Consider the following 20,619-nt stretch of genomic DNA (forward strand, 5'->3'; position numbering starts at 1 on the left):
TTGGTAAACGATAGCGCGGATTTATTAAAAAAAACACGGTCGCGTACACGCACAGAATATAAAAATCAGGGTCATAGTACTATTCTGTGCAAATCTGGAAGGTACTGTTTTAAGGTCTAATATCAGTGCAGGCACGTAAAACGACTAAAAGCCAATTTTCTAAGTATTCATAAAAACAAAACTCAGCAAGTCTATTGGTAAATTTAAAATAGGGCAGATAAATGATGCATAATAAGATAAACTGCCTCGTTCTCGTTGTGCGCGCGGCGTTTGGATTTAGCATCTATAAACCAAGTAGCGATGACCGAAAAGATAACTGAAAATTTATAAAAGACGATGGATATAAGGCAGCCTATTATGGAGCAAAAAAAATCACCCTATGGCACACAGACAAAATGGGGTAGAGCATAAGCCTGTCTTTATGCCGAGAGTCAACAGCGACAATCTAGTAAAAACAGACATGGTCAGATTTGAACGCCATGTGGGATTTGCGACCAGACAAAAGAAAAAATCTACCAATGATATGCATCAAGTCATTCGTAAAAAATACGGTTTTAAGCATGTTTTGGAGTTATCCAGTAAATCTGGCAATAAGCTGAGCTTTCCGCTGAGTCCGTTTAGTTTAAAGATCACTAACTATCGTTTATCCATTTATCTAAGAGTGAACTATTAGACTCCGTACTTATGAGCAGGTTTTTTCCTTATCCCAAATTTCACATTTGCTAGTAATAACCCCGACAATATCAATATCATTGCCAGCATTTTCCACCACGTTACAACTTCGCCCGTAAGCACTACGGACGTTGTCATACCGAATACCGGCACTAATAGAGCAAATGGCATAACCTTGGAGGCAGTATTTTGACTGAGTAGATGTGCCCAGAGTCCGAAGCCGACTAGGGTTGAGATATACACGATAAACCCAAGCGACAGCCACGACTTCATCGACGCTTCGGTAAAGGTTGCCAGCTGCCATGCATCGGTCTCAAATATAAGCGAAGATAACGTCAAAAACACGCAAGCGATCAGAGCGCCCCATGCGACCAGTGCAAGAGCAGACAAAGCAGAGGTTTTGTTTTTAACGGTGGTAGGTGCTGTTGCTGTTTTTTGTTGTGCCGCTTTTAAGGTCGCTTGTGCTGAGGCTTGCTTGGATGCAATGTTGCCAAAGCTCCAGCCCACTGCGGCAATCAAAATGCAGACAAATCCAGCCACAGGCATATCTCCGCCGAGATTGAGCGCAATCACACCAAGGCCCAATACCCCAACCATCATACCGATGACTTGCATGCGACTGACTGCTTCACCCAAGATAAAGTACGCCAACAACACAGTGATAAAAATTTGCATTTGTAGCAACAACGCCGTCAAACCCGGTGACGCACCTAGATGCATGGCCGTAAATACAAAGGCATATTGCATGACAAAGGTACCGATAGCATAGATGAGTAAGGTACGGTTAAAGGTAGGCGGTTTAAGAAAAAACACCAAGGGCACTGCGGTAAAGAAAAAGCGTAGGGCAGTGAGCATTAGTGGCGGGAAGCTCTCTAATCCCCATGCAATAAAGGTGAAGTTCACACCCCAAATAAAGGTAACCAGTACAGCCAGTGCAGTGTATATCGGGTTCATAGTGTCATCCTAAATAATGACGATCCATATGGAATGTCTCAACTATAGTTTATATGACCACAACAAACCCGATACAGTTTCACTTATGATGAACAAAGTGTATAGTCGCTCTTAGCGTGACAATTTTTTAGATTTTTATTATCAACGATAAGTACTTTTATCATGGTCGAAAACTACAAGCTCAATCCTAACTTAACAAAGACTGCTGCCGTCGCTGAATGGCTAAAGCAGCGCATTGATTGGCAAATTTACTTGCCCAACCAGCGTGTGCCATCGGTGCGAAAACTATCCAAACTCATGGGTATATCGAGCTTCACCGTTGTGCAAGCTTATGAGCAACTGGTGGCAACCAATGTCTTGGTCGCCAAGCCAAGCTCAGGCTATTATGTGAATGAGCAGACAAGACTAGTACCGCCCAACCGTGACAAAAAAGTTGCCCCCAAGCAGCCAGTCATAGATACTCGCTGGCTGGTACAGCAAGTGTCGAGCGATATTCCGCATCACCGATCCCCAGGCGTGGGCACGCTACCTAGAGACTGGATACGTAATGACAAGATGGAGTGGGCGATACGGCAGGTCACCCAGCAAGCAGACGGCTTCATCTATGACTATAGCGCGGTGCAAGGCTATTTGCCGCTGCGTCAGCAACTGGTGCAGCAGCTGAATGTGCTAGGTATGCAGACCTATACAGACAATGTCATGACCACCGCAGGCATATCACACGCCATTACTATGATTGCCCAACTATTGACTGAGGTCGGTGATACGGTGATGGTCGATGGGCCGGGCTGGTTTTGGTTATCGAGCTGTCTACAACAGCAGGGACTCAATGTTGTCGCGGTCGAGCGCGATCACCAAGGCCCCGATATTGAGCAGATGCAACAGCTGTTTGAAACGTATCATCCAAAGCTGTATTTGACCAACAGCGTGCTACACAATCCCACCTCTTATAATCTGCATCCTGCGCGGGCGCATCAAGTGCTTAATCTTATTCATCAATACGACGCGTATATTTTTGAGGATGACTTATACGCCGCGTTTTTGCCGAGTGGTCAAGTCCTGCGTTATGCTAGTCTTGACCAGTTCGAGCGCGTGTTTTATGCGACAGGATTTTCAAAGTCGATGTCATCAGGCTGGCGCGTTGGCTTACTGGTCTGTCCCGATCATTTCATTGATGATGTGCTGCGTATCAAAACCTTGAGTAATATGAGTACGCCAGAGTTTGGTGAGCGCGTGATTCACCACTTATGGACGCATGGTGAATACCGCAGGCAAATCAAAAAAGTCCAGCAGCAGTTATATCGTGCGCATGAGCGGATGCGCATAGCATTGCCTAAGATCGGACTTGTCTATCCTGAGCATACGCAGGCAGGCCTCTTTGTGTGGGTGGATACGCATCAAGACACCAGCCAGCTGGCACTAGATGCCTATAGCGATGGCTGGCTAGTGGCACCGGGGCATTTATTTCATCCAGATGCCAGTGCCTCAACCTATCTGCGCCTGAACGTATCGACGAGCAGTGATGCATTTTTGGCTTGGCTGGGCGATTATTTGAATCATTGACAATACCAGCCTGCCTGCTATGTCTGTTCAGCCTACGATGTCTTTACTTACAGTGAATATTTACCACCAATAGGTTGGATACTGGCTATTCTTACCTAGGTTGTTATGGCAATGGCCGTACCGACCGCCATTGCCATACTCCACCATTGAATACCAAATAGTGTCATAAATACAAGCCCTGTAAAGGTTGCGATAACATGTCCACCGATGACATTTCTTGGCCATGCAAAGGGGCTGGCAGAATAGGCAAAGATAAGTAAATAGCTGGCACCGAATGATCCTAGAAACATCATCAGTGCTAAACTATTGCGTACCACTGCAAGGATGCAGTAGCAAGTGTGCCACCAAGCCACTATCATCACCAGATGTTTATGATGCAATTAAAAGGTTATTGTGAGAAATGGGATGTCAAACCAGCAGAAGACGTTGCTAGGAGCTGTTTGGGATTTTTGACCGACTGGAGCTCATCAGAGGGTTTTCACGGATGTATGTTTATCAATGCGTGCGCCGAATATTAAGCTGCTGAGTCTATGCCGCATCAAATCGCCAATCAACACAAAAGGGAGGTTAGACAATGGTTATTTGCTCAGTTTGAGCGAGTAGGCGCTCATCACCCTCAGCAGAAAGCCGATACTTTATTTGTATGGGGTGAAGGCCTTATTGTGACAGCGCAAACCGATCAAAAAACCACTGCCACTGAATAATGAGCTTTTTATAGAATTAATAAAATAGCTTGTCTTAGGTATTGGCTGGTAGTATCGGTATTAGAACAGATGCTGTCGCCATGGTAAAGGAGGCATAATTGGACATCACCAACACTGACAATCAGTTTGAAATATACACCACCGATGATGGGCAAACGCAGATTGAGATTCGCCTAGAGCAGGAGACGCTGTGGCTGTCGCAAGCGCAAATGGCAACCTTGTTTGACAAAGATTCAGATACCATAGGACTACATCTAAAAAACATTTACAAAGAAGGCGAATTAGATCAAACAGCAACTACCGAGGAATCCTCGGTAGTTCGCCAAGAAGGGTCGCGCCAAGTACGCCGTAAGATTCGTTTTTATAATCTAGATGCCATTATCTCGGTGGGTTATCGGGTCAATTCCAAAAAAGGCACGCAGTTTCGGATATGGGCGACTCAGCGTTTGCGTGAGTACTTACTACAAGGCTATGCCATCAATGAACAACGCTTTGACAAAAACGCCGCCGAGCTACAGCAAGCCCTAGCCCTCATCAAAAAAACTGCCCAAAGCCCCGAGCTACACACCGATGAAGGGCGCGGACTCATTGAGATTATCAGCCGCTACACACAGACGTTTTTGTGGTTACAGCGTTATGACGAAGGCTTGCTCAATGCGCCAGTAGGACAGGCAGGCGGTATTCTGCCCAGTACAGTTGAGGCCATGGCAGCGCTCACGCATCTAAAGGCGCAGCTGATAGCACGAGGTGAGGCGACAGTATTGTTTGCCAAACCGCGCGGCGATGGCTTGGACAGTATCTTGGCGACATTAGAGCAAACGGTGTTTGGTGAGCCAGCTTATCCGACAATTGAGAGCAAGGCGGCGCATTTACTCTATTTTATGGTCAAAAATCACGTCTTTACTGATGGTAATAAGCGTAGCGGCGCATTTTTATTTATCGACTTTTTGCATCGCAATCAGCGCCTACTTGACAGTAAAGGCGATACAGTGATTAATGATACTGGACTTGCCGCGTTAACCTTATTGGTTGCTGAGTCTGACCCCAGTCAAAAAGAAACTTTGATCAAGCTAATTATGAATATGCTGTCGTTAGAAAACTGATAACGATTATAACTATGATTGGCTTTATTTTGTGATTCGTATCATCGTATAGAAAGACAGATATTAAGGATAGTGTCTGTCTTTCTATACGGTGATTGTTTATGTGGAGCAAGAAAGTATTCTATTGAGCAGTGCTAGATAGAATATCTTTAAATTCTAATAGCTAACAACTTAATCAAATAAGAGTTTATTTATGCTGTGATAGTATCATGGGTTCCATAAATAAATTACTCGAGATGTCTTATTTAACATAATATACATTATGCGAAAACATACCGGCGGTTTCAGTATAAGAGTAAATATCAATCTGCGTCATATCGTTTCTATATTTAACTGCGTATTTTTAAATTTAAAATAGCTTGGCGCTGACATTTTTAATATCAATTCAGTTTTCTACTAACGACAAGTTTCAAGCAAATGCTTACTCAAAGTTCCACCATCTTCATTTAAGCTAACATCTGCGATTTGGCAATCTTTATCATTGCATGTCAAATCATAATAAATATTGCTACCTTGCGCCAAGCTGACTTTAACCAATCCTTTATCAGTCATCGAAAACTTCTTGTCTTGAGTATAATCAGGGTCTTGAGAATCCCACAGCACATCATAATCAACATTGCAGGACGTTTGATTTTTATCAAAGTAATCTTGTTCTAGCTGCATGGCTGCTTGTAAATCAGCATTGGCATATTGCTGTAGCACTATAGGATTACTCATACCTTGGTCATCGATATCTTGTTGGTACATTTTTGTGATGGTCGTGATTTTCATATCAGCCACAGCAGCTTGTTTCTGAAATGCTTTTGTCACATCTGCTGTGGCAGTACCGACAGTTGTCAGTGCTATGGTTGATAGTAATATCAGCGATTTGTATGTTGGCATGTCGTTCTCTACGAGCTTTTATCTTATAAGTGTTACGGTCTATTACATCATAGCCATATAACGACTCTGCTGTATTATCGTATCATTCAGGTTCACTCATCAAAATTCCGATTACATAGCGCTTTTATGCTCTTTTATCTATTGTGATGACAACTTTTAGTGGCTTATCGTGACGTTTATTTCACTAATAACTGTGGTAAGGATGCTTTTATGATAATACTACCTACCTTTTTCAAGGAGAAATCTGCGGCATTGGCCTCTAGTAGCCTTTTATTGCTTGCTTTGACCGCGACTGGCTGCCAGTCCGCTTCTGAGTCCAGCGAAGCGATTGTCGCTCAACCTACCAGCACCTCAGCAACGGCTATAAGTACTGATATCAGTCAACAAACCCTAAAGCAGCAAGCGTTGCGTATACAGCGGGCACTCGCCAATAAGGATTTTGCTAGAATTACTGATGATATTCATCCCACACGTGGCGTCCGTTTTTCGATGTATGCCTACGTGCGCCCTGAGTCAGACAAGGTTTTTAGCCGCGCGCAATATGCACAGTATTTGCAGCAGTCCAAAATCCGCTTTACTTGGGGTGAACGTGACGGCTCTGGTGAGCCATTAATCATACCGCTACCAGAGTACCTAGACACTTGGGTAAAGGCCAAAACCTTTAATGACGCTACCCTTAGCGTCAATGAGTTTCAAAAAAGTGGCAATAGCATCAATAACCTAAATAAAATATATCAAAACTCTGATGTCGTTGAGTTTTACTATAAAGGTAGTGATGAATACAGCGGTTTAGACTGGCGGGTGTTGCGCTTGGTGTTTGATGAGTATCAGGGTAAGCGTTATCTCGTCGCTGTCGTTAACGATCAGTGGACGGTTTAAATAACAGCGTAAGCATCTTTATGGTCAGATAAATTATATTAAACAAGGGCAATGCGTCATATATGAAGCACTGCCCTTTTTGTCTCTTTATCATATTGAATTATATTTAATTTTTGATATATATTTTACTTTATGCTTTTGGCTGAAGTGGACTTTGCTTAAAAAACTTCACCATAATATCGTAAATGTCAGGATAAGCATCCACTAGCTTTTGCGGCGTCTCAAAAAATACTTCGCTCAATACCGCAAAAAACTCGGCAGGATTGGTCGCACCATAACGATCTAAACCTGACTTACGATGCGTTTGAAAGTCTTCGAAATCTCGCGACATGATTTGTGTCCAACGTGCAGGATCCATGTCAGGCTGCATCGGTGGAAAGCCATTAGCGCGGCCATTCATCATATCAAGCTTATGCACAAACTCGTGAATCACCACATTGTGTCCGTCACGCTCACCTGAGTGCTTGGCATCCTTCCATGAGAGAATGACAGGACCTCGCTGCCATGCTTCCCCACTACGGTGCTGACTGCCCTCATGGACGATACCAAATTCATCTACCGTTGTACTCTCACTTTTGTACGAACCTTGATAAATAATAATAGATGACCAACCGCTATACCACTCAAGGCTGAGGTTTAAGATAGGCAAGCACGCCTGTAGTGCAATGGATTGTCTGACCGCATTAGTAATCTCAAAACCTTGTGCACCCACAATCGACTTATCATCCAAAAACAAAGTCGCCAAGTCAAACAAGCGGCTTAGCTCGTCTTCAGTCAACCTATCCAATATCATGATACACTCAGCCGCCCGCGCCCAGTCTTCATGCGTGAACTTGCTGTTGTCCAATATACGCTGCTCACGCCAGTCTTTTATGATGTCAAACATACACTTTATCCCTATTCTTCTTAGTATATAGGCCAGCCGTTCTACGTATATTATAGCGATAACCAGTAGCACGCCATGATAATTACTATATTAAAATGTATAAAAACGCCGCTCATAAATACATTACTGAGCGGCGCAGACTGTCATCCATACATTATGTTTTAAAATTGATATTGTAAGCCTAACTGTAATGACAGTTTAATCTTACCCAAAGGTCGCCGTATTGATGAGGGTGATGAGTACTTTAATACCATCCGTCATCAATGGTCAGATGCGTTGCGTCGCACGTTAGTTGAATTGCCCAAATGCCCTGATAATTATTGGGGATACCCTTCACTCTTAGACCCAATTTGAAAACTGGTCGTCACATCAATAAAATCACACCAATAAAAACGGTGCGGTGCGACTGTCTTCTGATTGGGCCACGTCTTCTGGCGTACCTTGAGCGACAATTAACCCGCCCTCATCACCTGCCCCTGGCCCCATATCAATCACCCAGTCGCTATTGCTGGCCACTTGCATATCATGCTCAACCATGATGACGGTGTTCCCCGCATCGACCAAACCGTTTAATTGCGTCATCAGCATGGATACATCAGCAGGATGTAAACCTGTGGTTGGCTCATCTAAGATATAGAGCGTATCGCCTCGTTGCGTGCGTTGTAGTTCAGTGGCAAGCTTAATACGCTGTGCTTCACCCCCTGACAACTCAGTGGCGGGCTGCCCCAAACGTAAGTAGCCAAGCCCCACTTGCAGCAACGCATCCAATGCGCGCAAGATAGGCGCTTCATCAACAAAGAACTCATGAGCCGCTTCAACGGTTAAATTTAATACTTCAGCAATGTTTTTATCTCGATACGTGATGGTAAGTGTTTCTTCATCATAGCGTTGCCCGTGACAGACCTGGCAAGGTGCATAGACACTTGGTAAAAATAGCAGCTCCACACTGACAAAACCCAAACCTTCACAATTTGGACAGCGGCCTTTTTTGGTGTTAAACGAGAAACGTCCAGCGTCATAGCCATGTGCTTTTGCTTGCTTAGTTGCGGCAAACAGCTTACGCACATCATCGAACAATCCTGTATAGGTTGCTAGGTTTGAGCGCGGTGTCCGCCCAATCGCCTTTTGATTGATATTAATAAGACGACGGACTTGCTCCATGCCAGCGACGATTTCACCACCAGTGACTGTCTCAAGCTCTTGCTCAAGCAAATCTGCCTCACCTACAGGCGCTTCAGTAACCGTCTTTTGCCCCAATACTTCACTGATAAGCTCTACCAATGCTTGGCTGATAAGACTCGACTTACCTGACCCTGAGACACCCGTGACACTAGTCATCACCCCAAGCGGAAACTCAACATCCAAGCCGATTATATTATTGCGCTCGATATTTGCGAGTTTCAGCCACGCTGTCGGTTGCCTTGTGTCAGATTTTGACTGATGATTCGCCGTGTCGTTAGCAAAGAGATATTGACCCGTATGCGACTGCGCAACCTCACGTAGCCCTTCTACAGGCCCACTATAGACAATCTCGCCGCCATGCGTGCCAGCCTGTGGCCCGACATCGACCACCCAATCAGCATGCCCAATCACACTCACGTCGTGCTCAACCACAAACACCGAGTTACCAGATGCGATCAACTCATCTAGCGCCCCAAGTAGCGCCTGCGTGTCAGCAGGGTGCAGACCTGCTGATGGCTCATCAAGGACATAAACCACGCCAAACAGTTGCGAGCGAATCTGGGTCGCTAATCGCAATCGCTGTAGCTCACCAGGCGATAGTGTTGGTGTGGTACGCTCAAGTGACAGATAACCGAGCCCAAGCCTTGTTAGTGCCTCAATACGAGAGAGAATATCACTGGCAATACGCTGGGCAACGATGGCTTTTTCGCGGTTTGGTGTATCATCAGCTATCTTGGTATGCGCTGTTTTCTCAAGTTTTTGGGCCATGTCCGTCAATGTAAGCTGTGACAGCTCACCGATATCGAGTCCTGCAAATTTAACCGACAGTGATTCTTTCTTAAGTTTTTTGCCGTGACATTCTGGACACTCGGATATCTGCATAAATTGCGACACGCGTTTCTTGGTGCGCGGGCTTTGAGTGGTGGCAAAAGAATGCAAAACAAAGTTTTTGGCACTGGTAAACGTACCCATATAGTTTGGCTTTTCCCCTTTCTCAATGGCCTCCCGTGTCTGTTCTATATCATACTCAGGATAAACAGGCACTGTTGGTGTCTCATCGGTAAACAAGATCCAGTCGCGGGTCTTCTTTGGCAGGGTGTGCCAAGGTTTATCAATATCATAGCCGAGCGTGGTCAATATACGGCTCAGGTTTTGACCTTGCCATGCCGGTGGCCATGCGGCAATAGCTCGCTCGCGAATGCTTTTGGTATTATCTGGTACCAGCAGATCCTCGGTGACCTCAAATACACGGCCGATACCTGAACACGTGGGACAGGCACCATCTGGCGTATTGGGCGAGAACGCATCGGCATACAGCATCTCTTGGCCGGCGGGATACTCTCCGGCTCGTGAGTATAACATACGAAGACCATTAGATATGGTTGTTACACTACCGACGGACGAGCGTACTGACGGCGTACCCCGCTGCTGCTGTAAGGCAACTGCTGGCGGTAACCCTTCTATAGTATCGACATCGGGTTCATCAACCTGATCGATGAGCCTTCTGGCATAAGGCGATACTGAATCAAGATAGCGCCGCTGTGACTCGGCAAATAGCGTACCAAATGCCAGTGATGATTTTCCCGATCCAGATATACCCGTAAAGACCACTAAGGCATTGCGCGGTAAATCCACATCGACGTTCTTTAAATTATGAACACGCGCACCTCTGACCTGAATATTTTCTTGATTAGGGTTGTATAGAGCGTTCTTGACGATACTTGTCTTATTTTCTGTTGCTTCTAATTGTTTTGGATTGGCCATGACGCTATTTTTCCTATTGAGACACTATTTATTGCTAATGTATTTATTATTATTCATCTGAGTAGCAGGAAGGTTAACACGTACTCATGCAGGGGTGTGGCAAAGCTTACGTATCAATAGCATCGATAGACAAAACGACAACTTAAGTCATTAGGCACCTTATAATAAAAAAACCCGCAATCATTGCAGGTTTTTTGAGGAAAAAATGCTATCAGAATATGGATAACCTAAACACTAACCCACTACCAAGCGCATCAATTGGGTACTGATATACCCGCCAAACGTACCCACCGCATAGCCCATAATACCCAAAAACACGCCAACAGGCGCAAGCGATGGATGAAAAGCCGTCGCGACGATCGGTGCCGACGATGCGCCACCTGTATTGGCATTAGAACCTACCGCCAAAAAGAAAAACGGCGCACGGATAAGTCTGGCAACCCCAAAGATAATCACCACATGGATACTCATCCATAAAAAGCCGATAAGCAATAGCCGCCACTGCGAGACAATACCTGCCAAATTAATCTGCATACCAATCGCGGCAATCAGCACGAAGATAAATACGGTACCCATTTTGGACGCGCCCACATGGTCGAGTCTGCGAATCTTAGTAAAAGAAAAAATGACGCCTAACAGAGTAATAATGACCACCATCCAAAAGAATGAACTGGCAAAACTATATTGCACCGCCCATTTATATGGGGCAAAAAAGTCAGCAATTTGTCCACCAACAAAGTGCGCCACTCCTACCATGGCAAAGCACAAGCCAAACATCACCATCAAATCATTAATGGTGGCTGGACGGGCATGATCGCGCTCATAGCTTTCGACGGCTTTAATGACTTTATCAATACTACTGGTATCAGCGCGCAAGAATCGATCGATCTTTGCGCTGTGTTTTGCCATCACCAAGATTGCGAGTAACCACAATGAGGCATTGGTGGCATCCACCAAGATCATCATGCCAAACAAATCATCACTGACCCCAAACAGCTCTTTCATTGCCGCTTGGTTAGCTGCACCGCCGATCCAACTGCCTGCCACGGCTGAAAATCCACGCCATAATGTATCATCGAGGAACATTTCAGGCGATACCCACTTAGCTATTCCTAAACTAATGGGACCGCTAATAACAATAGCGATACTGGCGGCAAAGAACATGGCAATCGCTTTCCAACCTAATCCTAGTATTTTGGGAACATCCATGGATAAGGTCATCAATAGCAAACTGGCTGGCAGCAGATACGTCGCGGTAAATCCATAAATCTGTGAACCCACCCCATCGGCGAACATCCCTAAGCTATTTAAAGTAGCAGGTATAAAGCAGCACAGCACAATACCGGGCAATACCGCATAAAACCGTCGCCAGAATTTACCCGGCAAACCTTGGGTATAGAATACTAGGCCAATGATTGCCATAATGATACCGAAAGCTAATGGCAGGCTATCAATTGCTAAAGAGGAGGTAGTAGGCATCAAGGCGCTCCGAGGCAAACAACTGGCAAAAGTGAATCAGTATAGACAAGCTAAAAAACTCGTGCAAGCAGCCATGTCAATGATCTTAATAACTGCTGAGCTCTAAACGAATCATAGTTAGTCATGCCTGCAAAAGCTTAACTATACCATCAGCGAACAATGGGTCACACACAAAAAAGCCAGATAACAAGTATCTGGCTTTTTACTACTTTAGACGATTAATGAATTAGTAATTAGTAGCTTTAATCGTTCGTTATAGCGATATTATGAGTTTTTACCACGGTTGCCACCGTTTGGACGACCTTGACCACGGCTGTCAGAACGATTTGCTGGGCGACCTTGGCTGCCACTTGGACGACCACGGCCTGTAGCTGCACGGTCACCGCGCTTGCCCTGATATGGTTTACCACCAAAACGGTCTTTTGGCTTACCTGATGAATCACGTGACTTGCCAGCACCTTGGCCTTGGTATCCACTATCATTGCTGGCGCGCTGGCCTGTTGCTGCGCGATCGTTTGAGCGAACACGGCCACCGCCAGTAGACTTGCCAGCATAACCACCGCTTGAGCGTCCGCGACCACGGCCACGCCCGCGTCCTTTGTTTTCGCTTGGTACGTAGGTTTTCTTAGGCTCCATGCCTTCGATAACGCACACTTCCATCTTGCGATCTAAGTAACGGTTGATGGCGGCCAATTGTGGACGATCGTCCATGCTGCATAGGCTGATAGCCACACCAGTACGGCCAGCACGGCCACAACGACCAATACGGTGGACGTAATCTTCAGTCTGACGTGGTAAATCATAGTTGATGACGTGCGAGATGGCTGGCACGTCAAGACCACGGGCAGCAACGTCAGTCGCTACTAAGATTTTTACCTTACCATTACGCAAATCTTGAACGATGCGGTTACGCTTGCTCTGTGGCAGGTCACCATGTAGGAAGCTTGCTTTATGACCCGCTTCTTGTAGTTGTTTTGCCAATTTTTCAGTGCTACGTTTGGTTGCAGCAAAGATAATGATTTGATCCATCTCTTGTTGGCAAACGATTTTGTCAAGCAAGCGGTTTTTGTGATCAAAATCATCACAGTAGTACACTTTTTCTTCGATGTGTGCAGATTCTACTTTGATTGATACGCGCTCAGGGTTCTTAGTGAAGCTGGCAGCGATTTTACCGACTGGGCCATCCCAAGTTGCTGAACACATGATCGTCTGACGATCGATTGGCGCGGCGCTTAAGATATCACTGATGTCATCAGCAAAACCCATGTCTAGCATACGGTCCGCTTCATCTAGTACCAACACTTCAAGGTTTGATAAATCCACACGGCCTGCTTTTATATGGTCAAGCAAACGACCAGGCGTGGCGACGATGACCTGTACACCTTTACGTAGGGCGGTGATTTGACCGTTGTAAGGCGCGCCGCCGACCAAGGGCACGCAGAACAAACCGCGCATGTCTTTTGAATACGTGCGTACGCTGTCATGCACCTGCTGAGCAAGCTCGCGCGTTGGCGTTAGGATAAGTGCTTTGGTCAGTTTATCAAAGCTGGTGGCACGGCTTAAGCGATCGAGTACTGGGATTACGAATGCTGCTGTTTTACCACTACCTGTTTGCGCTGACAATAAAAGGTCACGGCCGGCTAGTGCAAACGGAATGGCTTGTTCTTGGATAGGGGTTGGATTGGTATAACCGATGCGATCAAGCGCGGTCAAAATCGGCTTGGCAATATTAAGATCGCTAAAGGTTGTTTTGTCTTCTGAGGCCGCATCTGTTGCTGCTTGAGCAGTAGCGTCATTGTTAGAGGTGTCAGTGTTTGCAGTAGTGTCGTTGCTTTCGATGATACCGTTTTCAGCGGCAATTGCAGATAAGATGTCAGTCATAGGAATCCTTGGTAAGTATAAGCTGCTGTAAATTCAGCAAACTTGATGCATACCACTGATAACCGTTCATTACGCTGCTTTTATTAAAGGTTACCGAGCAACATAAAAGTGTCGATAATCAGAAACCAAGCCATTAGAGCTTAGCGTCTTTATAATAAATGCGTTCGTGCTGTCTGACGTATTTTGGTGGTAGTGCCGAGTGTCTTATCCATGCTTGATATACGCGCATTATCAATGCTTTGTCCAAAGCAGATAATCGCAAACAGCAACCAATCTAGACCCTATATAGGTCAGTAGATAAGATATGAGTCAAAAATAACTGATATGTTTAAGACGTTATTTAAGTACACAAAATCATCGGCAACAATTACTTATGGTCATCCTAGACCCAAAATCGCAGGCGATGTTATCAATCTCATAATTCACGAAAGCCTAAGCTTGCGTGGCGACGCAGTATAGCACAATAAAAAATTATGTGTAGCCATTTATTCAATTACTAAGTAAATAGCCCGAATAAGTCCTCTATTGAGCATGCTAAACGTCTCATTCAACAAAAAATCGGTGATTATTTGACTACTTTAACATCCGTGACATAAGTCGGCAGCTGCCATGCCCCGCCCGCTTCAATAAGACGGCACAGTCCAGTGGTGCTTTCATGGCTTTTCTCAAACGCGCGGCCCGTCCACACCCAATCGACTTGACTCATACAGTCGCCAATACCGCGACCTTTTTGTACTGAGCTAAGCTTACCTTTGTCGTAATTGGTGGCGCTAGTCGTGACCAATGTCGGCTTGTAAGGTTTGCTATCATTGATCACCCACACCCCACTACCCACATTGTAAGCAGCTGTCCAACAATCATGCTGTGCGAGCAGCTGTGAATCATTTAGGCGACTGACACGCCAAGGTGACTTGTCTGATAGATTTGGGCAGTCAGCATCGGCATCTTTCATGGTTCGTTTCATTAGGGATACCAATTGAGAAGATCTCATCACAAACTTTTTGCTATTATTGGTATCAGATTTTCCGGCAGGCTCTACAAAACGTAGTACAGGTACTGCTTTAGGGGGTAAGACATTACTATTAGATTTGGTCGCATTATCATGGTTCATCAGCGCACTTGGCGTACCCACGCGTCCTTGGACATCATCGGCCTTTAACATGACCGCACTAGCTCCTCTGTCTGAGAGTTGCCAGCGCGAGTTACGTAATGCGAATGTGATTTTGCTTGATCGCTGAAGGGCGCTAACTAAGGCGGTAACTTGCGCTTGGGTTAGCTCAGCACTGCCTGCGGCTGCAGAATACGGCTTGGTTTCACCATAATTTCGATCGTTAATAAATAGTGATATCCGGTGACGGTTACCTAATTGCATTAAGGCTTTAGAGGAGCTGTCTTTGGTACCACCAAGCTTGACTTTGCCATCTACAGCGGCGTTTGCCCCTGCACGGCGGGTCAATAAGACAGAGACAGGAAATTCACTATTATTTTCTGCTTGATAGCCTGCTATCCGACAAGTACGGGTATTATCACAGACCACCTGCCAATCTTGGCTGGTAAACTCAGTTTTGGCGTTCACCATACTCGCTGTACCAAACAAAGCCATACTAACTGCTGCAAGCATAGGTAAGCGCATTTTATTATTGTGTTTCATAATCCATTACTCATCAATCAAATAAGTATAAACACCTGTCTGTCACGGTGATAAGCGGTTATCTTAACGCTTTAATGTTTCTATCTGTTGTGCTAATGTACCATTATGTAAATACAAAAGAAAGTGGTCATCAATTTTATATTTATTATTTTAAATATAATAAAAATAAGCCGATAAGTGCGTAACTTAAACTTACCAGCCTAAATGTCATTGAAAATAATTAAATGATGCTCGTGCTAATAATTAATCGATTGGCTTTAGTTCTAGCTCCACAGCACGCTTGACGGCAGGTCTCTCAGCAATTTTTTTCGCCCAGCGCTGTATGTGTTTGTAGTCTTGTACTTGCAAAAACTCTGCCGCATCATATAGCTTACCGAGTACCAACTGTCCATACCATGCCCAAATAATCATATCGGCAATATTATAATCAGCTTCATCATTACCGCATAAATACTCACTGTCTTTTAGATGGGTATCTAATACATCAAGCTGACGTTTAGTCTCCATGGTGTAACGATTAATTGGATATTCTAACGGCTCTGGTGCATAGGCATAGAAATGTCCGAAGCCGCCACCTAAAAAAGGCGCACTACCCATTTGCCACATCACCCACGACAGACAATCCGCTCTCGCTTTTCCCAGCGATAAAGGTAGGAATCTATCAAATTTTTCTGCCAGATACATCAAGATAGCGCCCGACTCAAAAAGAGCAATCGGCTCGCCAGCGGTACCAGCAGAATGATCGACCAACGCTGGAATTTTTGAGTTAGGGTTAATCGCTACAAACCCTGAGCCAAACTGTTCACCTTGCGAGATATCAATTTTATAAGCATCGTACTCAGCACCGCTAATACCAAGCTCTGCCAGCTCTTCTAATAAGATATTAACTTTAACACCATTGGGTGTGTTCAGTGAGTATAGCTGTAGCGGAGCATCGCCTACTGGTAGCTCTTTATCATAACGAGCGCCAGAGGTTGGGCGATTGATGTTTGCGAACTTACCGCCGTTGTCTTTGTCTTGTGTCCAAACTTTAGGCGGTACATATTTATCGTTTTGTGTGTCACTGGTTGATGCATTACTCATAAAATATCCTTAGTTATTATTGCCATTATTTTTGGTCATATTAGCTTTTACTTATCTTAGTACTGTTTTTCTTGATATAGTCAATCTTAAATAAAACAGATACATTATATATCACGGTGGAACTGGGATAAATTTTCCTTGCGTGCTGTGCCTACGCTACTCGATGCTGCGAAAAATTTATCCCAGCCGCACTGTATCGTTTTTATACTGAATTCACTATAGCCATGCTAATTTCTCTATTAATTACCATGCTATTTGTTAGCTAGGCTTTACTATAACGATAACCTCTGCTGATATTAAAGTCTTCTCTTGTAATCAATGTTACGATTTTGCTGTGATTAATGACATACCACTCAATGACCCAAGCCCGCCATAATGCTTCGTTACCTTGAGGCACTTTAATTACCCTCTAAGCTTTCTTATACTACTCAACTTATATCGCGCAATCTGTTCGTAAAGACGCGAACCTCACGATTTTATAATAAGATATCCAATGGGATTGACATGCTGACGCTCACCCCAGCTCAAAATAAATACCTACCCTATGTGTTAGCAGTGGCGCTATTCATGCAAATTCTGGATGCCACTATCCTGAACACCGCACTGCCGCAGATGGCCTTGGCATTAGATGAGTCACCGTTAAAAATGCAGTGGGCCGTTATCAGCTATGCATTGACCTTGGCAATTTTTATTCCAATTAGTGGGTTTTTGGCAGACAAATACGGTACGCGCCGCGTTTTTCTCTCTGCTATTGTGATATTTTGCATCGGCTCACTGCTGTGCGCGATGGCCTCTACTTTAAATTTTTTGGTCGCATCACGGGTGATACAAGGTATTGGCGGCGCTATGATGACTCCAGTTGGGCGTTTGATTTTAGTAAAGTCCTACCCGCGTAATCAGTTATTGACGGTAATGAATTTTGCAGTGATTCCTGCCTTGGTCGCGCCGCTAGTTGGACCCTTGCTTGGCGGGTATTTGGTCCAATATGCCAGTTGGCACTGGATATTTTTGATCAATATTCCGATGGGTGTGGTGGGGTTTGTCATTGGCAAAAAACTCATACCTGCGCTGTTTGGGGATAAGCAGTCTTTAGACTGGGTCGGTTTTGGGCTGTTTGCATTGGGTGCGTGCGCCTTAACCTTGACAGTTGAGGTGGGTTCAAAAGTGGGTCACGGTTACAATGCGCTATTGCTAGCTGCCGCATCGATTGGTTTTTTACTAGCCTATGTATGGCATGCCAAACGCCATGTTGCGCCGCTATTTTCTTTGACACTCTTTAATGTGCCCACTTTTCGTATTGGTATTACTGGCAATCTATCCACGCGTATTGGCATCAGTGCCGTGCCTTTTTTATTACCATTACTATTACAAGTCATGTTTGAATACACACCTTCGCAGGCAGGCTGGTTATTAGCACCCATTGCAGTTGGTGCACTTGGGATAAAACCCTTTGTTAGCAAAATTATCCAGCGTTACAGCTATCGCGTGGTATTGGTATACAACACCCTTATTTTGGGTTTACTGATTATTGTACTAGGACAGTTCTCAGATGCGGCGCAGTGGCCATGGATGATTCCGGTGCTGATTGTGATTGGTGTTTGTAACTCAATCCAGTTCAGTGCCATGAATACCATCACTATCGGCGATCTACAAGGGGCACAGACCAGTAGTGGCAACAGCTTAATGGCCGTCAATCAGCAAATGGCAATCGGATTGGGTATTGCCTTTGGTGCCGCACTGCTCAACTTGTTACGTGATCGGTTTCAAGTAGATACCTTACTTGCTTTTCAGGTCACTTATTGGATACTGGGCGGCTTTACTATTCTCTCAGGATTGGGCTTTTTACGGTTAAAACCAGAAGATGGGCGTGGTTTGTACTAACTACCTCGGTAAATACTTAAAAGCTGATTGCCGCATATAAGCCTTTAGTGGTTTCTAAACGTAAAAAGCCAGCGTGTATTTTGGTTAAAAACCAATCACACGCTGGCAAGTTTGTTTCATTGCTGATTGAGACGAATGCTAATTAAGACAAATTACTTATGGCTCGTCATCATCACTGATTTGTGATTGAATATAGCGTTCTGCACCCATACTTTCTATCAAATCTTCTTGCGTCTCTAGCCAATCCTGGTATTCTTCATTACCATCTTTTATCGTAACCAGTAGGTGACGAGACACATAGTCAGACTTTGTCTCGCATAGGGTAATCGCATCCGTAATGATACTGAATTTTTGTTTTTCTAAACGCAAGTTGCAATCAATCACTTCTGGCACATCCTCGCCGACCAATACCTTACCCAATTCCTGTAAGTTAGGTAAACCACCTAACAGCAAGATACGCGCAATCAAATCATCTGACCATTTCATCTCAGCGATAGACTGCTTATAAAGTGAGTCGTTAAGCGCTTCTAAGCCCCAATGACGGACGATACGTGCGTGCAAGAAATACTGGTTAATCGCAATTAATGATTGACCAAGTACCTTGTTTAATGCACGAATGACCTCTTTATCCCCTTTCATAATCTCTCTCCCTTTCTTATTTATATTAAATACTATAGTTTTTATTCGTATCTATGATGATATCAAACAAGATTAGGAGTGACTTCAGCCATCTGGGTCTGTAGATAATTAGGCAGACCAATCATGTCAATTAAGCGTAACTGTTGTTCAAGCCAATGCGCATGGTCTTCTTCCGTATCTTTTAGCTGCTCAACAAGCATCTCACGTGTGACATAGTCGTGCTCTGCTTCACAAAGCGCAATGCCTTCTTTTAGATGTTTTTGTACTTTATATTCTAAATCAAGATCAATCTGTAGCATCTCAGGAACCGTGCTGCCGATATTGACCTGATCGATCGTCATGTTAGGTGTACCACTCAGCATGAGAATGCGACGAATAATTGCTTGTGTGTGTAGTGTTTCGTCTTCCATTTCATGATGGATACGATCGTACAATTTGCCATAATGCCATTCAGCATACATCTCTGAGTGAATAAAATACTGGTCACGTGCCGCCAGCTCGCCGCCTAACAAGAAATTTAAATAATCAATAACTTTTTGACTGCCTTTCATAATGCACACTCCTCTATATGTTTTTGCCGATCTATATATTCATATTTTTATATATAAAGATACCTAAATACGTAAACTGATCAGTAAAGGGTCAAATCAATAAAACGTCTTACAATCTTTGACAGATATAGTAGCATACAGTCGTCACCTGGCATGTAATGTTGTGAACTAAGAATAAGATGCTAATTGAGAATTGTAATTAGCTACAGTTGTCAGTTACGATACTTGATACATATTGATAGCAGCGATGTTGGCATATCTATGAGGTTATATGGACGCCTGCTATTTACTCCTTATGTATAATAAAAGAATAGATGCAATATATTGAATATATTTGGTTGGATTAGAGATAAGATCGACTAAGCTAAAAGTAGTTATACTGCATACGCTAAGACATCGAGTGCTGCGTGATGTTCGTCTAAGTAATCATTGACCATAGGCTCACAGCATCCACAGCAAGTTGCAACGTCGAGAGTGTCTTTTAGACCATCAAGGGTATCTACACCAGAAGCAATGGCTGCTTGGATTTGCTTTTCTTTGACGTTATTACAGATACATACGTACATGGATTGGCTCCTCTGATTACCACTATTTGATAGCGACTACTTGCTTAGCATCACGCTGATTACATGCAGTATAATAACGATAATTGTTATCATTTTCAATAACATTCGGAACTTTTTTGGTCGTGATGGTACAGTTGTATTTCGCACCATTCACCTATGTAAGTGGCTATAAGCGTCCATGTAACCGAATATTATAGAAGGTAGTAAATTAACGACGAACTGTAATTTTGCTTATTTTTTAATCGATTTTCTAGATAACTGCTATTATATTGAACCCCTATAAACGAAGTCCATTGGAA

Annotated in this window: 18 protein-coding genes; 6 read left to right on the top strand and 12 right to left on the bottom strand. The window is 44.2% G+C overall.

Annotated features, from left to right (window positions below; genetic code table 11):
* The first annotated feature begins 379 nt into the window (after nt 1-379).
* A complete protein-coding gene (locus AOT82_RS01920; RefSeq protein ID WP_227517171.1) occupies nt 380-673 on the top strand; it encodes a DarT1-associated NADAR antitoxin family protein in 294 nt (97 codons plus the stop codon).
* Here AOT82_RS01920 and AOT82_RS01925 read toward each other — a convergent pair.
* On the bottom strand, nt 670-1,626 hold the full coding sequence (locus tag AOT82_RS01925) for an EamA family transporter (protein WP_071001563.1): 957 nt from the start codon (nt 1,624-1,626) through the stop codon (nt 670-672). The genes AOT82_RS01920 and AOT82_RS01925 overlap by 4 nt on opposite strands.
* A 162-nt stretch (nt 1,627-1,788) precedes the next feature.
* On the opposite strand from AOT82_RS01925, the gene AOT82_RS01930 reads away from it, so the two are divergent.
* Nucleotides 1,789-3,189 carry an aminotransferase-like domain-containing protein gene (locus tag AOT82_RS01930; RefSeq protein ID WP_071001564.1) on the top strand — a complete coding sequence of 467 codons (1,401 nt, stop codon included), beginning with the start codon at nt 1,789-1,791 and terminating at the stop codon, nt 3,187-3,189.
* Nucleotides 3,190-3,284: 95 nt separating this feature from the next.
* On the opposite strand, the gene AOT82_RS01935 is transcribed toward AOT82_RS01930, so the two are convergent.
* Nucleotides 3,285-3,482, bottom strand: a complete 198-nt coding sequence (locus AOT82_RS01935; protein WP_227517172.1) for an HPP family protein — start codon at nt 3,480-3,482, stop codon at nt 3,285-3,287.
* 237 nt (nt 3,483-3,719) lie between these two features.
* On the opposite strand from AOT82_RS01935, the gene AOT82_RS13760 reads away from it, so the two are divergent.
* Nucleotides 3,720-3,893, top strand: coding sequence for a hypothetical protein (locus AOT82_RS13760; RefSeq protein WP_156770951.1), 174 nt, complete (start codon nt 3,720-3,722; stop codon nt 3,891-3,893).
* A 98-nt stretch (nt 3,894-3,991) separates the two neighbouring features.
* Nucleotides 3,992-4,996: a RhuM family protein gene (rhuM, locus tag AOT82_RS01940; RefSeq protein WP_071001565.1), complete on the top strand. Its 1,005-nt coding sequence runs from the start codon at nt 3,992-3,994 to the stop codon at nt 4,994-4,996.
* 396 nt (nt 4,997-5,392) lie between these two features.
* On the opposite strand, the gene AOT82_RS01945 is transcribed toward rhuM, so the two are convergent.
* Nucleotides 5,393-5,878 carry a hypothetical protein gene (locus AOT82_RS01945; RefSeq protein WP_071001566.1) on the bottom strand — a complete coding sequence of 162 codons (486 nt, stop codon included), beginning with the start codon at nt 5,876-5,878 and terminating at the stop codon, nt 5,393-5,395.
* Nucleotides 5,879-6,088: 210 nt separating this feature from the next.
* Here AOT82_RS01945 and AOT82_RS01950 point away from each other — a divergent pair, with 210 nt between their 5' ends.
* Nucleotides 6,089-6,757 (top strand): hypothetical protein, encoded by a 669-nt coding sequence (locus AOT82_RS01950; protein ID WP_071001567.1) that lies wholly within the window; start codon nt 6,089-6,091, stop codon nt 6,755-6,757.
* A 130-nt stretch (nt 6,758-6,887) separates the two neighbouring features.
* On the opposite strand, the gene AOT82_RS01955 is transcribed toward AOT82_RS01950, so the two are convergent.
* From AOT82_RS01955 to yghU, 6 genes are all read right to left on the bottom strand, one after another.
* The gene (locus tag AOT82_RS01955; RefSeq protein ID WP_071001568.1) at nt 6,888-7,643 is read right to left on the bottom strand and encodes a zinc-dependent peptidase; all 756 of its coding nucleotides are present in this window, start codon (nt 7,641-7,643) and stop codon (nt 6,888-6,890) included.
* A 378-nt stretch (nt 7,644-8,021) separates the two neighbouring features.
* Complete coding sequence (uvrA, locus tag AOT82_RS01960; RefSeq protein ID WP_071001569.1) at nt 8,022-10,589, bottom strand: excinuclease ABC subunit UvrA; 2,568 nt, start codon at nt 10,587-10,589, stop codon at nt 8,022-8,024.
* 234 nt (nt 10,590-10,823) lie between these two features.
* On the bottom strand, nt 10,824-12,068 hold the full coding sequence (locus AOT82_RS01965; protein WP_071001570.1) for a DUF819 family protein: 1,245 nt from the start codon (nt 12,066-12,068) through the stop codon (nt 10,824-10,826).
* A gap of 264 nt (nt 12,069-12,332) precedes the next feature.
* Nucleotides 12,333-13,949 carry a DEAD/DEAH box helicase gene (locus AOT82_RS01970; RefSeq protein WP_071001571.1) on the bottom strand — a complete coding sequence of 539 codons (1,617 nt, stop codon included), beginning with the start codon at nt 13,947-13,949 and terminating at the stop codon, nt 12,333-12,335.
* Nucleotides 13,950-14,514: 565 nt separating this feature from the next.
* Nucleotides 14,515-15,600 carry a DUF1176 domain-containing protein gene (locus AOT82_RS01975; RefSeq protein WP_083328813.1) on the bottom strand — a complete coding sequence of 362 codons (1,086 nt, stop codon included), beginning with the start codon at nt 15,598-15,600 and terminating at the stop codon, nt 14,515-14,517.
* Between the two features lie 243 nt (nt 15,601-15,843).
* Nucleotides 15,844-16,683, bottom strand: a complete 840-nt coding sequence (yghU, locus tag AOT82_RS01980) for a glutathione-dependent disulfide-bond oxidoreductase (RefSeq protein ID WP_071001572.1) — start codon at nt 16,681-16,683, stop codon at nt 15,844-15,846.
* A gap of 504 nt (nt 16,684-17,187) precedes the next feature.
* On the opposite strand from yghU, the gene AOT82_RS01985 reads away from it, so the two are divergent.
* Nucleotides 17,188-18,564, top strand: a complete 1,377-nt coding sequence (locus AOT82_RS01985) for a DHA2 family efflux MFS transporter permease subunit (protein ID WP_071001573.1) — start codon at nt 17,188-17,190, stop codon at nt 18,562-18,564.
* Between the two features lie 156 nt (nt 18,565-18,720).
* On the opposite strand, the gene bfr (AOT82_RS01990) is transcribed toward AOT82_RS01985, so the two are convergent.
* The 3 genes from bfr (AOT82_RS01990) to AOT82_RS02000 form a co-directional block, all read right to left on the bottom strand.
* Nucleotides 18,721-19,203 (bottom strand): bacterioferritin, encoded by a 483-nt coding sequence (gene bfr, locus AOT82_RS01990; protein ID WP_071001574.1) that lies wholly within the window; start codon nt 19,201-19,203, stop codon nt 18,721-18,723.
* Nucleotides 19,204-19,265: 62 nt separating this feature from the next.
* Nucleotides 19,266-19,754, bottom strand: coding sequence for a bacterioferritin (gene bfr, locus AOT82_RS01995; protein ID WP_071001575.1), 489 nt, complete (start codon nt 19,752-19,754; stop codon nt 19,266-19,268).
* Nucleotides 19,755-20,128: 374 nt separating this feature from the next.
* Nucleotides 20,129-20,320, bottom strand: coding sequence for a (2Fe-2S)-binding protein (locus AOT82_RS02000; protein ID WP_058025142.1), 192 nt, complete (start codon nt 20,318-20,320; stop codon nt 20,129-20,131).
* Nucleotides 20,321-20,619 lie beyond the last annotated feature (299 nt).

The organism is Psychrobacter sp. AntiMn-1, from assembly GCF_001854065.1.
Classification (GTDB): Bacteria; Pseudomonadota; Gammaproteobacteria; order Pseudomonadales; family Moraxellaceae; genus Psychrobacter; species Psychrobacter pacificensis.